Below are 14,940 nucleotides of genomic sequence, written 5' to 3'. Positions count from 1 at the left end.
AATAGAAACGTAGCAAACATGAAAAATATAAATTTTAGGATTGGTTTATTATTATTTGTAATAGGAACTGCTAATATTCAGGCACAAGAGTATTGGAGCAGGATTGAAAAAAAAGAACCTACTTTGGGTATTGCCGAGATCTATCAAAAAATTAATACTCCTTCTTTTCAATTAAAATTGGTAAAAGCATCACAGACTGTTGCAGGTTTAAGACCGGTTAAGAATTTGAATTTTGATTTTACTCCAAGTGACAGGCTTGAAATTAGAGACAAAGACGGATTGTATCATTTAGGAGATATCAATTTAAGAATTAGAGAAGCGAATGCATCTGATTGGAAAAGTTATTCAACCGCTGCAAAACGTGGATCGATTACTGCTTTACCAACTTCAGATAAAATTTTAGCTGCTGCAGATTTAGCAAATACATTACCCGGTGATATTCCTGTAACCATTAAGCGCTATTATGAAAACGATGGCGGTCAATTGGTGCTTCGATTTGAAATAACCAATAAATCTGATAAAAATATTGAGATTGGTGCCTTAGGAATTCCGATGGTTTTCAATAATATTTTGGAAGGGAAGTCGCTAAATGAAACGCATGCTCAGAATGTGTTTTTTGATCCCTATATTGGTATGGGTGCAGGCTATTTAGAAGTAAAAAGATTAAGTGGCGAGGGACCCGCTTTACTAGTGCTGCCAAAGGAGAACATGAACTTTGAGGCTTATCGTCCTTTAAATGACGATCCAACTCCAAGAAGTATCGTTTTCGAAGGTTTTCATGAATGGATGGTATATAGTAAAGCCTATGCAGATAATGAATGGAAAAATGCAGATCAATGGAATGTTCCATCGTCATTGCTATTAAAACCAAAAGAATCTAAAAATTTCTCTTTAAAATTAGTGCTTTCTGACGGAATTGAAGCCATTCAGAATACGCTGGTAACAGAAAATCTTCCTGTGGCAACAAGTGTTCCGGGTTATGTGCTTCCACAGGATGTTAAATCACAATTGTTTTTGAATTACAAAAGTGATGTAAGTTCCTTTGAAATAGAGCCTAAAGGAGCAATTCAAATAAAAGAAAATGGAAAAACACCTAAAGGATTAAAAAAATATACTGTAAGCGGCGTAAAATGGGGACGTGCCCGATTAAGCATCATTTACAAAGATGGTGTGAAACAAACCATCAACTATAAAATTATTAAGCCTGAAACCGAAGTCATAAAAGATTTTGGTCACTTCTTAACTAATGAACAGTGGTTTGATCAGCCTGATCCAATTTTTAAAAGGAATCCATCTGTAATTAGTTATGATTACGAAACTAAAAAACAATTAACGCAGGATAGCAGGGCATGGGTTGCCGGTTTAAGTGATGAGGGTGGAGCTGGAGGCTGGTTAGCGGCTATTATGAAACAGCTTATTCAACCGGATAAAGAAGAAATTAAAAAGTTAGAAAAGTTTGTAAACACAACACTTTGGGGTAATATTCAGTACAATGAAGGCAAAAATAAATATGGTGTTAAAAAAAGCGTATTTTATTATGAGCCCGATTCTTTACCAAAAGGAACATACAGCAAAGACATAGATTATTCTACATGGGCAGCGTGGAAACATAAAGAGGCAAATGACCCAGGAAGATCTTACAATTATCCACACGCTGCAGCAGCCTACTGGACAATGTACCGGTTAGCGAGATATAATAAAGGATTGGTGGATAGCAATACCTGGGATTGGTATTTAAAGCAAGCCTATTATACTTCCATTGCAATGGTTGAACAAGCGCCTTATTACGCACAGTTTGGTCAAATGGAAGGTTCTGTATTTTTATTCATTCTGGATGATTTGAAGACAGAAAAATTTACGGATATGGCGTCAAATTTAGAAGCAAAAATGAAAGACAGGGCGAATCATTGGAGAGCTTTAGAATATCCTTTTGGAAGTGAAATGCCATGGGATTCAACAGGTCAGGAAGAAGTATACATGTGGTCTGATTATTTTGGCTATGATGAAAAAGCAGCTGTTACTTTGAATGCAATTTTAGCTTATATGCCAACAATGCCACATTGGGCTTACAATGGAAATGCCCGTAGATACTGGGATTTTTTATACGGTGGAAAATTGTCAAGAGTAGAGCGTCAGATTCATCATTACGGGTCTTCATTGAATGCTATTCCGGTATTGAAACAATACAGAAAAAAATCAGACGATTTGTATTTGTTAAAAGTAGGGTATGGAGGACTTTTAGGAGGAATTTCAAACATTACTGAAGATGGATTTGGACCGGCAGCATTTCACTCGTATCCAACTGAGTTGAGAATTGATTATATATCGGGAGATTATGGTTCCGGATTTTATGGCTATGCCGTTAATACAGCGACTTATATTACAAAAGAAAACGATTTAGGCTGGTTAGCTTTTGGAGGGAATTTAACAACAAAAGATGATATAGTAGAAGTAAAATTAACTACTGCAGCAAAATCCAAAGTTTTCATCAGCCAAAAGCAGCTGTGGTTAACATTAGACGCTGGTACTTTTGAAAAAGTTTCCTATAACACAAAAACAGATGAGGTATCAATTACATTAAATCCTGCCAATGAGTTTACACCAAATGCTTATTTAAGAATTAACAAAGATATTGCCCTGCCTTATACCAAAGAGAGAGGAGCTTATGAGATTCCTTTACAGAAAAAGAGTTTAACCATAAAATTATAGTTGTCAGTTCATTTTTTTTTCAGAAATCTGTCTTTAAGAGTAAATAAAATGGTTTGATTCTGAATTAGTTATTTAAAAAAAAATCATACATGAATACTAATGTTCCTTACATAACGGATGATTTCATTGAAAACTATTGCCATTTCAATGATTTAGTAGAAGCTCTTAAAGATGGATTTTCAACTTCGGCTATTGAAGTGCCCATGCGTCATCATCATGATTTTCAGAATCCTGACGAAGATAAAGATTCGACATTACTATTGATGCCTGCTTTTAATCCGGGCAAAGAATTGGGGGTAAAAATAGTTACGGTAAGTCCCAATAATGGAAAATACAATTTGCCAGCTATTCAGGGGATGTATTTATATCTGGATGCACACAAAGGGTATATTAAAGCTATTTTAGATGCAAAATCGTTAACCGCCAAAAGAACCGCTGCAGCATCGGCATTAGCGAGCAGTTATCTCTCCAGAAAAGATTCTTCATCGCTCCTTATTCTAGGTACTGGTGCATTGTCAATTAACTTAATTAAAGCACATTGCAGCGTAAGACCCATTACAACTGTTTATGTCTGGGGACGAAGTTTCGAGAAAGCCCAAAGAATATGTGATGCTTTAAAAGCAGAATCATTCACTTGTATTGCTATAGAAAAAATTGAGGACAAAATCGCAGAAGTTGATATTATTTGTGCGGCTACTTTATCTACTACGCCTTTGGTTTTTGGAGAATTCTTAAAAAAAGGGCAGCATGTAGATTTAGTAGGGGCTTATAAAAAAGATACCCGTGAAGCTGATGATCAGGCTATAATCAAATCAAGTGTTTTTGTAGATACTTATCAGGGAGGCTTAAAAGAAAGTGGCGATATTTTAATACCCTTAACATCTGGTATCCTTTCTAAAGAGACTATAAAAGCAGATTTATTTGAGTTGTGCAGTACTACTAAATCAGGAAGAACTTCAGATTCTGAAATTACACTATTTAAGTCGGTGGGTCATGCGTTAGAAGATTTAGTTGCCGCTTCCTATTTTTATAAGTTATTCCAAAATAAAAAAGGCGACACTTTTTAGAGTTGTGAAGAACATAATTTTAAATAACAAAAGAACTCCAAAATACAAAATGAAAAGAAGAAACATATTTGTTATTCACTTTTTGCTATTCTTTGCAATTAGTAGTTATGCACAGGACAAAGTGAATGTTAACATGTCTAATGCTGGAAATCCAATTTTACCAGGTTATTTTGCAGATCCTACTATTAAAAAATTTGGAGACATTTATTATATTTATGCTACTACAGATAATGAGATGCTGGCTTCAGGAGCTCCAACAGTCTGGTATAGCAAAGATTTAAAAAACTGGTATAACCATACTATGGAAATACCATCTTTTACAGCAAAACCGATTACGAATTTTTGGGCGCCGGATATAATTCTTGGAAATGATGGTAAATACTATCTGTATTTTGGCAACTGCGAAATGGGCTGTAATATTTATGGATATGTATCTGACACACCTGTTGGTCCCTGGAAAAAATTAAGCGAAAATGACGTTCCTGTTATTTCGAATGGATACCCAAGAGAAGGGTTTCCATCACTTGACGCACAGTTTTTTAAAGATACCGATGGTAAAGTTTATGGCTATTGGGGAACCTGGGTACATTACAACGGTGGTTATGCTGTAGGTGAACTCAATACCGCTACAATGAAGGATATGGTAAATTCAAAAAACATTCCTTTGAGTCAGACACCTAAGCCTTTTGAAGCAGCCTATATGATGAAAAAAGGCAGCAAATACATACTGATGTACTCTGGTGATTCCTGCCATGATGAAACCTATAATGTTCGTTATTCTTATGGTGATACTCCTTACGGACCATTTACAGAAGGTCAGAATAATCCAATTTTGAGTACTACTGAGGATAAAACCACACATGGCCCGGGCCATCATTCGGTTTTAGAAGATGGAAATGAGTATTACATAGTGTACCACAAACATGATTATCCTATGACTCGTGGAGGTCTTGCAAGACAAGTATGTATAGATAAAATGGTTTTTGAAAATGATTCTGTCATAAAAAAGGTGGTTCCTACTTCTAAAGGTATTGAAAACATTGTAAAGACCACAACGCCAGAAAATATAGCTTTAAATGCTGCTGCAACTGCGTCGTCTTATTATCATTTACAATCTTCGGAATATGATTATCAATATAAGCCGGCTTTTGCCACAGACGATAATAATGCCACCATGTGGAAAGTAGCCAACAATTCTTTACCACAAGATTTAATAATAGATTTAGGAGCGGTAAAAGAAATAAAAAGGGTTATGACCCAATTTGAGTTTGCCAGTTATTATTACCAATACACTTTACAATATTCAAGTGATGGTAAAAAATGGAACATGTATGCTGATAAATCTAAAAATCAGACTTCCGGCAGTCCCATGATTGACGATAATGATATATCGGCACGTTACTTAAAATTAACCGTCTTGGGAACTGAAAAGGCAGGGCTGTATGCTGCTGTTTGGAATATAAAAGTATATAGTTCTTTATTTGAGATTCCGTTACCATTAGAAAATAAAAAATCGAATAAGCAGGCTGCTGTTGTAAGTACTCATAAAATGTTGATTGACCTTAATGTAAATAATCAAAAAGAGGGTAGCTCTTTTACTAAGTTATCAAACAAAGGCACTATCGGAGGAACTTTTGCAAAAAATGGTGAAGTCAAAATAGAAAAAGATAATGAAGGGGTTAAGGCATTTAAATTTACTAATGGCTCTTTGGTATTAGACAAAGCAGTTCCAAAAATGCTGGCTTGGAATGGTTCTTACAGCATTGCCACGTGGGTAAAAAATCCGGAAATAGCCAAAGAAGGTGAAATTTTAGCATCGTGGTGTGACAGAACAGCCTATAATCTGGCTAATTCTTACAATGCTTTGGCTTACAATAGCAGTCATTATGGTGCTGCGCCACATTTGGACGGTCATTTTGATATGAGATACAACAAACTTCCTGAAGCAAATAAATGGCATCATATCGTTTTGACTTTTGATGGTGTTGTAGAGAAAATGTATGTGGATAGTGTATTGGATAATTCTCAAAATATGATGTTGTCCTCTGCAATTGATAAAGCCAAAATCATCATTGGCGCATCGGATATTGGAGAAAATTACTCGGGTTATATGGCTTCCTTACAGATGTATGATTATGCCTTAACTAAAGAAGAAATAGCAAAACACTTCAAAGAAACTAAAATTAAATAATAAAAAACCATCTAATAATGAAGAATTTAATACTAACGATTTGCTATTTTACTTTTAGCTTATACCAGATGGCAGCACAAAATTTTGAGGTTAAATCTCCTGATGGGGGTATTGAAATAAAAGTTACGAACTCAAAGGAAATTTCATGGTCTGCGTCATTAAATGGAAATTTAATTATAGAGAAAGCGCAGGCTGGGATGGATTTTTCTTCTAATACGGATTTTGGCGCTAATCAGAAGGTCAAAAAGCATACAATCAGGAGTGTATCGCAAACAATATATGCTGTAGTTTCTCATAAAGATTCAGATATAAAAGATGAGTACACAGAACTTTCCATCACGTATCAGGGAAATTACAAACTGAATTTTCGTGCGTATAACGATGGTGTAGCGTATCAGTTTATCGATGAAGCGAAAGCAGCACGTAATGTTGTTTCAGAGCATGTTTCCTTTACATTCCCAAAAGGATCCCGTTCTTTATTTCCGCAGGAAGAATCAATGTATTCCCATAACGAGCGTTTGTATTTAGATAAATCCCTGAGTGATATTACCTCTAAAGATTTTTGCAGTTTACCAGTTTTGTTTACAACTGATAAGGCAAAGGTTTTATTTACAGAAACCGCATTACACGATTATCCGGGCTTGTTTTTAAAAGGAAACGGAAATACAACTTTGGATGCTATGTTTCCAAAATACGTTTTAGAAGCAGTTGATAAAGGTGGACGATCAGATCGTGTACAAACCATTACAAAAGAAGCTGATTATATAGCAAAAACTTCCGGAAACAGGGCGTATCCATGGCGTGTATTTATTATTAGTGATGATGACCGCACTTTTGTAGAAAGTAATTTAACATATCAACTGGCAAAATCAAATGTTCTTAAAAATACCGATTGGATAAAACCGGGAAAAGTAGCATGGGACTGGTATAATGATAATAATATTTTTGGTGTTGATTTTAAAGCAGGACTAAACACAGCAACATACAAATATTTTATTGATTTTGCCGCTAAGAATAAAATTGAATATGTAATACTTGACGAAGGATGGACAAAATCGACTACTCAAATACTTGATTTTAATCCGGACATGGATGTGAAAGAATTGATTCGATATGGTAAAGAAAAAGGTGTTGGAATAATTCTTTGGGTACTTTGGAAGCCTTTGGATGCTAATTTACTGCCGATTCTTCAAACTTATAAAAACTGGGGAGCTAAAGGAATTAAAATTGACTACATGCAGCGTAATGATCAATATATGGTCAATTCGTACGAACAAATCGCCAGAGAATGTGCCAAATTAGAACTGTTAGTTGATTTTCATGGCGCATTTAAACCTTCTGGTTTAGAACGCATGTATCCTAATGTTATGAATTACGAAGGTGTATTAGGAAATGAAAACAATAAATGGAGTGAAGACATTACTCCTGAGCATACCGTAACTATCCCGTTTATTCGTATGGCAGCAGGACCAATGGATTTTACACCGGGCGCTATGATAAACAAGCAGCATAAGAATTTTTCTATTAGCCATTCACGTCCAATGAGTATGGGTACACGTGCGCATCAAGTGGCGATGTATGTGGTCTATGAAGCGCCATTGCAAATGATGTGCGAATCGCCTTCTATTTATTATAAAGAACAGGAAACGGTAGATTTTATTACTCAAATACCAACAGTCTGGGACGAAACAAAAGTACTTCAGGGTTCCGTTGGAAACTATATTGTAGTGGCCAGAAAGAAAGTCGATAAATGGTATGTTGGCGGTATGACCGATGCAGATGCAAGAGAATTGCCTGTTGATCTTTCTTTCCTCGGTGACGGAAATTTCTCTATGGAAGTTTTTGCAGATGGTATCAATGTGGACAAGTATGCGGAAGATTATAAAAAAGAAGTAATAGAAGTTACTAAAAGTTCTAAAATCACTGCAAGAATGGCTTCAGGCGGAGGCTGGTCTGCCATTATAACTAAAAAGTAATACTGAGATGAAGCAAAAGATAATGGGTATTGTGCTTGTTTTTTTATCTGCAATTGGTATTAGTCATGCACAAGATAAAGTCGAGGCAAAGAAGTTATACATTCCTGCAAAAGTCTGGTTGGTTCCGGAGCATAATAATTATGATTCGAAAGAGAGTGACTACAGTTATAGCCGTATGATGGAAACAGACAATATTGCGATGTTTTAGCATAAAGAATACGGCGATAATATTATGGTAAAAAAATATATATGATAGTCTATGTATTAAACTACAAAAGATATTGTTTGAAATAAGCAGACGAATATGCTTAAAAGTTATTTTTTATTTTACAACCATAGGATTAAATTAGTCCTTTAAGAAAGAATGAAATTAAGTTTTCTTTATCTGTTTTGGTAGTGTACAATATTAAGAATTTTAGTTTTTTTATATTTAAAAATAAACAACTACACCTCCAATTAAGAAGGTGTAGTTAGATTTACCAAAAAGAGAACTTCTTGGTTTTTTATTTTACAACAATCTTTTTTGTTTGTTTAGAGTTTTGCGATTCTACTGTTACAAAATAAATACCTCCAGGCAGCGCCTCTGCATTGTATTGGTCTTCATTGATACAATTTTCTTTTTTAAACAATACTTGTCCAGTCATATTTGTTATTCTATAGCTAAATACAGTTGAATTATTATTGGATAACCTGATCATAAATGAATTTGAATTATCTACAGGATTTGGATAAATAACAAAATTAGAAGGTAAACCATGATCTGTTACAGATAGCGTTTCAGTGATAGCAGCTTTCCAATCCCACCAGTTTTTATCTATACTGGCCGTTTTTACTGCACCATCTCCAAGTTTAAGTTTGTAATTAAATTTTGCGGTACGGGTTGATTCTCCATTAAAAATATAGTCTGAATTACAAATCACAGCAAAGATTACACCGTTGGCAGGTACACCCTGATCAAAAGATATAGTGCAATCACCCGCATATACTGGTTGTGAGTAAAATGTTTTGCCATCCTTAGTTCGGTAGCACAATTGTATAGACATATTTTTTCCTAATGGTTCAAAAAATACGGTAGCTTCATTTCCTTGAACATGAATAGGAACAAAATTCGCTCCGGACCAGCCCGGTAACGTTTTTACATCAGGAATTAAATAACCATCCTGATCTGCAGTAGTAGCCGCATAAGGTGTTGCTTTCCATCTCGCGACATTGATTAATGCAGGCTGTTCAGGACCAACATCCATTCCCATATTATTACGATATAAACTTAAGATTGGTTTTTCGAATTTTCCAAAATCAGCTAAGGCCAATCTTGCTCTGTATTCCTGAACCATTTTACGCATTTTAGTGTCTCCAATACCACTAACAGTTCCATTACCGTTAGCAATTCCTTCTAATACGCGGCCTTCACAATAGTTCCAAACCCATGGTAAACTTTTTTCTCCAACAATTTCACCTAAAAAGGTTGGAAATACAGAACTATATTGAACACCTCCGATAACATCTCTGGTTTTTCTTAAAGTAATACCATTTTCATTTTGTACTCCGGAATCTACCCCTTCAGCAGAAGGACCGCCAAAAGTGCCATCAGAAAGCCATCCGCTATAACATTCTATTGGAATAAAAGGAGCAATAACAGAACCGGCACTTAGCCATCCTAAGTCCACATTACTATAATCGGTGCTTCCTGTTTTTTTGATATCTAAGACAGTTTGCAGCCAAACGTTTGAACCTTCATGAAACCAGGCCGAATTTCTGCAACCAGGCAACGAAGCATAGATGGCATGAATTCCTTCGTGAACACAGGCTCCTGTTTGATATTGGGCATCAGGGAAAGTACTATTAGGATCGAAACTGGCCACAGGGTAATACGATAACAATACCATTGGCCAGCTTTGTCCATCTGGAGTGCCAACGCCACTTTGCCAACCTCCTAAATCAGTATTTGAGGCATTGTCAGTACATAATCCGGATCCAAACAAATAAACCGAACTACGATATCCTGCTCTGTACAATTTGTCCGGTGGCCATCCCATATTATCTCTAAGAAAAGTAAAATCTCCATCAAGACGCTTTAGCATTAAGTCTACAGATACGGAAGTTTCTGTTATTAAAGGATTAGCATTTGGACCTGCAATAAATGTCCATGATCCATAATCTTTGGACCAGGCCGCATTACAGCCATTATATCCGGGATAATCATCCTCCAAATTTTTTGTTGGTTTTGGAAAATTAGGATAGTCACTTACAAAATCATAATGCAGAGTCGAATCGTAAGCCGGCCATGAGCTATAATCGCTGTCATTATCCTCTTTTATGGTTAAGTAGAAATCCAAGCTACTTTCTGCACCACACTCATTGACATATAAAAAAGTATATGTTCCCGAATTTACTGCCTGCAGATTGGACAAAGTGATATTTTGATTAGTAGACTGAAAATTGTTTGGACCAGTCCATTTCATTTTAGGATTTGTTCCAATATTGGCTATTGAGGGTTTAAACTGCACGCTCTCAGTTGGAGAAATTACAGCATAATTTTGATTTTTTTGGCTTCCGTTATTTATAACAACACCAGGTGTTAATTCGGTAGCATCACATTGTGTAGTTTCAACTCCAAAAGCCTGATATTCTATTACACCAGTTGCGGTATCGCTTTTCATGTAAATTCTTAGTTTACGTGTTTTGAAGCTTAAATTAGCAGTAGTATTAAATTGATTAAGGGCAAGTCCCAGTGCACCTCCATTAATCCAGTTAATTCCATCCCAGTATTCAATGTAGGCATTTGTAGGCTGAGCAATTCCTCCATAATCTGTAAACCAGTAAACTGCAATTGAATTTATTTCGTGGGCAAAAGGCCATTCATATTCTATCCAATTGTAAGTATTATAAGCTGCATCACCGTCCCAGTTTCCGTAAACAGGGTTAGTTCTGTCTTCTGAGTTTATCGGTGTAAACCCATCCTTGACCGATTCAAGATTTTCCCAGGGGGAGACATGAGAAGTAGTAACCTTTGTAGAACTTAGTCCAGCTAAATTAGTTTGTGCATTTAACTTTCCTATACCTAACATAACGATGTTAAATAATAGGAAAGAAAAAAAATGAAGTAATTTTTTTTCTTTCATCTCTGTAAGTTTTAATTGTTAATTAATAGAATTGGAATAGTTACTAAGTTTTAAATAAATTGTAGGAAAAACGTTTTTGTGGGTTTAACAGATGTTTTTTAATATATTTAGGCAACTATCATTTAATTAGCAATTTAGGTATAGTTTGGGGTGTTTTATATATACTTAATTATCAGAAAATTAGTAAAAGTTAACCAGTGTTTATTTTTTATAATGGCAATAGAAATTTTTGAATAGGGAAATCAATAAAAAAAAGCCACTACATTATTTGTAATGGCTCGTTTTATGTTTTATCTGATTTTAAACATCTAATAATTTTAATAGTTTCTCAATTCCTCAATTTCTTCTGCTGTTTTGGCAAGCGGCTTGCCTAATAATTGGTAAGCATCTTTCGTAATAAAAAAATCTTCCTCTATGCGGATACCTCCAAAGCTGTTGTATTTTTGTACTTTATCATAATTAATAAATTCACTATGTTTTTTTTCTGCTTGCCATTGGTTTATTAATTCAGGTATAAAGTAAATACCAGGTTCAACAGTTAAAACAAAACCTTCTTCTAATTCCTTTCCAAGGCGTAATGACTTAAGTCCGAATTCGGTGCTCTTTTTTAAAGTATCAGTATAGCCTACATATTCCTCACCAATATTTTCCATGTCATGAACATCCATTCCCATCATATGGCCTAAACCGCATTGAAAGAAAAGCGTATGAACGCCAGTGGCTACAGCTTCGTCTAAATCTCCTTTTACTAAACCAAGCGATTTTAATCCGGTTAAAATTTCTTTGCAGGCAACAAGATGGGAATCCTTAAAAAAAGTTCCTGGTTTAAGTGTTGCAATTGCAGCTTCTTCCGCTTTTAAAACAATGTTGTATATTTCTTTCTGCTGAGTAGTAAAGGTATTTGAAACAGGAAAAGTCCGGGTCATATCTCCTGCATAGTGCATATTGTTTTCGGCTCCGCAATCACACAAAACCATTTGTCCGTGTTGTAAAATATTGCCGCCTGCATGATTGTGTAAGTATTGTCCGTTTACTGTTAAAATGATAGGAAATGCAAGTTGACCACCATTTGTAATAGCTGTTCCTTCTACTTGTCCTGCAACTTCATACTCAGTCATTCCTGGTCGTGCTGTCTGCATTGCTTTCAAATGCATGGCTGCTGTTATGTCAATAGCTTTTTCTATTTCAACTAACTCTTCATTTGTTTTATAAGAGCGTTGTGCGACTATAGCTTTTGATAAGGTAATCGAAGCTTTTTTTACCAATGCCGAAGGATGAGTTTCTAACCAATTGCTTAGTTTTAATGTTATTGCGGCTCTGTAGGGTGGCAGAAAATGAATCGCGCGTTTTTGCTTTACGGCATTTTTGATCATTGCTTCCACAAAAGATAGAGGCTGAATTGCTGTAATCCCTGATTTTGCAGAGCTAATTGCCAAAGATTCCTGAGGGCCTGTCCAAACAGTCTGTTCAATTGTTAAATCATCACCGAATACAATTTCAATATTGGCATCCACATCTATTACTAAAAACAGGTTAGGAGTGTCAATTCCGCAGTAATACAAAAAACTGCTATCTTGTCTGAAATGATAGATATTATCTCTGTAGTTCATTCCAACTTCTTCGTTTCCTGGTAATATGATAAGTCCACTGCCAATTGCTTTTTTTAAGACTTGTCTTCTATTGCTATAAGTTTCTTTACTAAACATGTTTTTTGTATTTGTTTATCTTGCTCCGCCAGGGCAATTTTCTTTCAGATAGTGTGTGAATAATTGCGATAAATGTTCCGTAGTTCCGGCACCTTCATTAATGCTATGGGTACGGTTTGGATAACTCATCATTTGAAAATATTTCCCATCTTTTACTAATTCGTTAACAAGCATTTCAGCTCCCTGGTAATGTACATTGTCATCTCCGGTACCATGAACAAGTAATAAATTGCCTTTAAGGTTATTGGCATGCGTAATTGGGGAGCCATTTATATAAGGTTGTTTATTTTCTTGCGGCAAACCCATATAACGTTCCTGATAAATATTGTCATACAATAATTGATTTGGAACAGAAGCAATGGCTATCCCTGTTTTGTAAATTTCCGGATATTGAAACAATAGATTTAGTGTTGTAGAGCCACCGCCGCTCCAGCCCCAGACTGCAATTCTATCCGCATCGACAAAGGACCATTTTAAAATTTCTTTGGCAGCCATAGCCTGATCTCTAACGTTTATAATTCCGATGTTTTGGTAGATCGATTTTCTCCAGGCAGCACCTTTAGGAACTGGAGTCCCTCTGCCATCTAAGCTGATCTGGATGTAGCCATCTGCAGCAATATCTCCTTTGTATAAACGTGTTCCGGCAAAACCGGCAGCATCTTTTACAGTTGCTCCCGCAGGTTCAGTGTAAACGTAAAATAATACCGGATATTTTTTTGTTTCATCAAATGGGGTTGGTTTTATCATCCAGCCGTCAAGCGTAACATTATCAGCAGTAGTGATTTGAATCATTTCTACGTTTCCGCCTGGTGTTTTATTACTGTTTATTTCCTTAATCGTTTTGTGATCTTGAAGACTTATCCATTCTGTAACCTGTTGGTTCTTATGGTTAGAAAAACTATGTTGTGCATATTTGGCATCAGGAGTCAACGTATAATTGTGTGTCCCTACTTGCTCACCGGGAGACATTTTTATTAGTTTTCCTTTTCCGTTTAATGCTATTTTATATAAATATTGTTGCGTTGCATTTTCCGGAGAAGCTAAAAAATAAGCAAATCCGTTTTTTTCATCTATCGCTTCAAGGCTAATGATATCATAATTGCCTTTCGTTATTAGTGTTTCTGATTTTCCATTTTTATCCATTCGATAGAGATGACGCCAACCGTCCTTCTCTGAAAGAGAAAGAAAATCTTTTCCGTTATTGATCCATTTCCAGCCCAGGTTTTCAGTAGTCAGTACATCTACCCACGAGTTGTTTTTTTCTTCATAAATGGATTTGGCATCACCATTTTTAGGATTGCATAAAAATAGTTTAGCCTCATTTTGTTTGCGGTTTAACTGTTCCAGCATGATAGACGAGCCATCAGGAATCCATTGCATGAGCGTAATGTAATGTTGTTTTGAATCGCCCGGAACATTCATCCAGATGGTTTGCTGTGTCGAAATATCGACAACCCCAACTTTGCAGGCAGAAGGATCTTCTCCGGCTTTTGGATACTCTATCGGAACTGTGTAAGAGTATATAGAATCGGTATTGTTGATTAATAAAAAATTCTTGATTTTTGTGGCGTCAATTTGCCAAAAAGCAATGTTTTTCCCGTCAGGACTCCATCGGAAACCATCTCTGCAATCAAATTCTTCTTCATAAGCCCAGTCAAAAGTCCCGTTTATTAATCGGTCTGTTCCGTCTTTGGTTAATGGCGTTATTTTTTGGCTTTCAATGTCTTCCACATATAAATTATGATTGCTTACATAGGCGACAGATTTGTTATCAGGTGATAATTTAGCAAACATTAATGAAGATGCCGGTTTTCCTTTTCCTATCTGATGTATTTCTTTTTTCTCCGTGTTTAGCAGCCAATAATCACCTCTTGTTTCCCGTCTCCATACTTTTTTTGAGTTGGTATAAATTAAAACTAATTTGCCATCTTTACTAAACTCATAATCCTTGATTTCTAATGATTTTGAACCTTGTTTCGGTATAAGCTGTGCAGCATCAATTATTTTAGTACGAGTAAAATCGGGCAAGGTATATTTTATGATTTCACCTTTTTCTACTGTATAATAGCCACTGCTGTCACTAGTCCATTTTAATTTTTGTGAATGGGTGGAAATAAAAAATAAGTTAAGTAATAAATAAAAAAAGAGATGTGGTATTTTTTTCATCGT

At 35.6% G+C, this 14,940-nt stretch carries 8 protein-coding genes; 5 read left to right on the top strand and 3 right to left on the bottom strand.

Translation table 11 applies throughout. From position 1 onward, the window contains the following. Nucleotides 1-18: 18 nt before the first annotated feature. From OZP09_RS02960 to OZP09_RS02940, 5 genes are all read left to right on the top strand, one after another. The gene (locus tag OZP09_RS02960) at nt 19-2,709 is read left to right on the top strand and encodes a DUF5695 domain-containing protein (protein WP_281310260.1); all 2,691 of its coding nucleotides are present in this window, start codon (nt 19-21) and stop codon (nt 2,707-2,709) included. Between the two features lie 89 nt (nt 2,710-2,798). Beyond that, the gene (gene lhpI / locus OZP09_RS02955) at nt 2,799-3,776 is read left to right on the top strand and encodes a bifunctional Delta(1)-pyrroline-2-carboxylate/Delta(1)-piperideine-2-carboxylate reductase (protein ID WP_269236446.1); all 978 of its coding nucleotides are present in this window, start codon (nt 2,799-2,801) and stop codon (nt 3,774-3,776) included. A 49-nt stretch (nt 3,777-3,825) separates the two neighbouring features. Beyond that, on the top strand, nt 3,826-5,967 hold the full coding sequence (locus OZP09_RS02950; protein ID WP_281310259.1) for a family 43 glycosylhydrolase: 2,142 nt from the start codon (nt 3,826-3,828) through the stop codon (nt 5,965-5,967). A 17-nt stretch (nt 5,968-5,984) separates the two neighbouring features. Continuing rightward, nucleotides 5,985-7,943 carry a glycoside hydrolase family 97 protein gene (locus OZP09_RS02945; protein ID WP_281310258.1) on the top strand — a complete coding sequence of 653 codons (1,959 nt, stop codon included), beginning with the start codon at nt 5,985-5,987 and terminating at the stop codon, nt 7,941-7,943. Between the two features lie 22 nt (nt 7,944-7,965). Then, nucleotides 7,966-8,151, top strand: a complete 186-nt coding sequence (locus OZP09_RS02940) for a hypothetical protein (protein WP_281310257.1) — start codon at nt 7,966-7,968, stop codon at nt 8,149-8,151. Between the two features lie 295 nt (nt 8,152-8,446). Here the strand turns inward: OZP09_RS02940 and OZP09_RS02935 are convergent, their stop codons facing one another. The 3 genes from OZP09_RS02935 to OZP09_RS02925 form a co-directional block, all read right to left on the bottom strand. After that, nucleotides 8,447-11,065, bottom strand: coding sequence for a T9SS type A sorting domain-containing protein (locus OZP09_RS02935; RefSeq protein WP_281310256.1), 2,619 nt, complete (start codon nt 11,063-11,065; stop codon nt 8,447-8,449). A gap of 317 nt (nt 11,066-11,382) precedes the next feature. After that, nucleotides 11,383-12,771, bottom strand: a complete 1,389-nt coding sequence (locus tag OZP09_RS02930) for an aminopeptidase P family protein (RefSeq protein WP_269236440.1) — start codon at nt 12,769-12,771, stop codon at nt 11,383-11,385. A 15-nt stretch (nt 12,772-12,786) separates the two neighbouring features. After that, nucleotides 12,787-14,937, bottom strand: coding sequence for a S9 family peptidase (locus OZP09_RS02925; RefSeq protein WP_269236439.1), 2,151 nt, complete (start codon nt 14,935-14,937; stop codon nt 12,787-12,789). Nucleotides 14,938-14,940 lie beyond the last annotated feature (3 nt).

Origin of the sequence: Flavobacterium flavigenum (assembly GCF_027111255.2) — a bacterium.
Lineage (GTDB): Bacteria > Bacteroidota > Bacteroidia > Flavobacteriales > Flavobacteriaceae > Flavobacterium > Flavobacterium flavigenum.
This window is presented reverse-complemented; position numbering and strand designations above follow the sequence as displayed.